Source organism: Streptomyces sp. NPDC006435 (assembly GCF_040612315.1).
GTDB lineage: Bacteria > Actinomycetota > Actinomycetes > Streptomycetales > Streptomycetaceae > Streptomyces.
This window is the reverse complement of the sequence record NZ_JBEXPY010000120.1, coordinates 1-1,972: the sequence shown is the minus strand read 5'-3', so window position 1 is coordinate 1,972 and position 1,972 is coordinate 1. Positions and strand designations below refer to the sequence as shown.

Here is a 1,972-nt window from a genome sequence, read left to right as displayed (position 1 = left end):
CACCGGCCAGCGGCTGCGCGGCGGCGTACTCCTTGCGGATCGACATCAGACCGGGCATCTCGTGCTCGGCCAGGGTGATCTCCTTGCGGCCGAACTCGGCCAGGGAGAGGTCCGCGACCTTGAAGTCCGTGAAGTCAGCGGACGGCTGCGAGGGCATGTGCGCTCCTTGTGCTCTGGGCGTTCCGGGTGCTCTGGGCGTTCCGGGCAGTACGGGTGCTGTGGGTGTTCTGGACGTTCCGGTGGATCTCCAGCGTCGCGGTGGACCGGTTGAGCGTGATGTAGTGCAGTCCGGGAGCGCCTTCGGCGAGCAGACGGTCGGCCATGGCGGTGGCGTACTCGACACCGATGCGGTGGCCGTCGGCCGGGTTGTCGCGGGCGGCGTCCAGGCGCCGGGCGAGGTCGTCGGGGAAGGTGGCGTTGCTGAGTTCGGCGAAGCGGCCGATCTGTCGCACGTCGGTCGCCGGCATGATCTCGGGAATGATCGGTGTGTCGCAGCCCGCGGCGGCGACCCGGTCGCGCAGGCGCAGGTAGTCCTCGACCCGGAAGAACATCTGGGTGATGGCGTAGTCGGCGCCCGCGCGGCACTTGGCAACGAAGTGCCGGACGTCGTCCGCCCAGTCCGCCGAGCGCGGGTGCCGTTCGGGGAAGGCGGCCACACCCACGCTGAAGTCGCCCGACCGGCGTACCAGCGAGACGAGTTCGTGGGCATGGGTGAAGCCCTCCGGGTGCGGGACCCAGGGGGCGGAGGGGTCGCCCGGCGGGTCGCCGCGCAGGGCGAGCACGTCGCGCACGCCCGCGTCCGCGTACTGACCGATGATGTGGCGCAGTTCGGCGGTGGAGTGGCCGACCGCCGTCAGGTGCGCGACCGGCCGCAGCGTGGTCTCGGCGGCGATGCGCTTGGTGACCTCGACGGTACGGTCCCGGGACGTGCCGCCCGCACCGTAGGTGACCGAGACGAACGTCGGGGACAGGGCCTCGATCCGGCGGATCGCCTCCCACAGCGTGCGGGTGCCGGCCGCCGTCCTCGGCGGGAAGAACTCGAAGGAGAACGAGGGCATACCGCTCGCCAGGAGTTCGGGCAGTGTGGTCATGGCCTACGGCCTCCCGCGTTGAAGTATCCGGCCTCGGGGTGGTGGATGACGATCGCGTCGGTGGACTGTTCGGGGTGCAGTTGGAACTCCTCGGAGAGGTGCACCCCGATCCGCTCCGGCCGGAGCAGTTCGGCGATCTTCGCCCGATCCTCCAGGTCGGGGCAGGCGGGGTAGCCCAGGGAGTACCGGCAGCCCTGGTACTCGGTACGGAGCATGCCGTCCAACACGGCGGGGTCGCCCGCGGAGATGCCCAGTTCGGCGCGGACGCGGGCGTGCCAGTACTCGGCGAGGGCTTCGGCGAGCTGGACGGACAGTCCGTGGAGTTCGAGGTAGTCGCGGTAGGAGTTGGCTTCGAAGAGTTTGGCGGTTTCCTCGCCGATGCGGGAGCCGATGGTGACGACCTGGAGGCCGACGACGTCGGTCTGTCCGGATTCCTCGGGGCGGAAGAAGTCGGCGAGGCACAGGCGGCGGCCCCGGCGCTGGCGGGGGAAGGTGAAGCGGGTGCGTTCGGAGCCGTCCTCGTGGAGCAGGACGAGGTCGTCGCCCTTGGAGACGCAGGGGAAGTAGCCGTGGACCACGGCCGCTTCGAGCAGCCGGTCGGTCTGGAGCCGATCCAGCCAGTGGCGCAGCCGGGGCCGACCCTCGGTCTCGATCAACTCCCGTTCCTTCAGGCCCCATTGGCCCTTGAAGAGGGCGCCTTCGTCGAGCCAGGAGGCGTACTCCTTGAGCTGGATGCCCTTGATGACCCGGGTGCCCCAGAAGGGGGGCGTGGGGACGGGGTTGTCCACCGCGACGTCGGAGCGGACGCCCTCCTGCGGCTCGTCCACCTCCAGTACCGCGGTGTCCCGCTTGGGCACCCGGCGCTGCTTCAGCTCGGGCAG

The 1,972-nt window shown here is 70.3% G+C and carries 3 protein-coding genes; all 3 read right to left on the bottom strand.

Annotated features, from left to right (window positions below; all coding sequences use genetic code 11):
* Positions 1-157 (bottom strand): adenosylhomocysteinase (locus ABZZ04_RS39390; RefSeq protein WP_356937052.1); only part of this gene is annotated, 157 nt, incomplete at its 3' end.
* Positions 135-1,091: a methylenetetrahydrofolate reductase [NAD(P)H] gene (metF, locus tag ABZZ04_RS39385; RefSeq protein WP_356937051.1), complete on the bottom strand. Its 957-nt coding sequence runs from the start codon at positions 1,089-1,091 to the stop codon at positions 135-137. The genes ABZZ04_RS39390 and metF, both read right to left, overlap by 23 nt.
* A partial coding sequence (locus ABZZ04_RS39380) for a vitamin B12 dependent-methionine synthase activation domain-containing protein (protein ID WP_356937050.1) occupies positions 1,088-1,972 on the bottom strand: 885 nt, incomplete at its 5' end. The genes metF and ABZZ04_RS39380, both read right to left, overlap by 4 nt.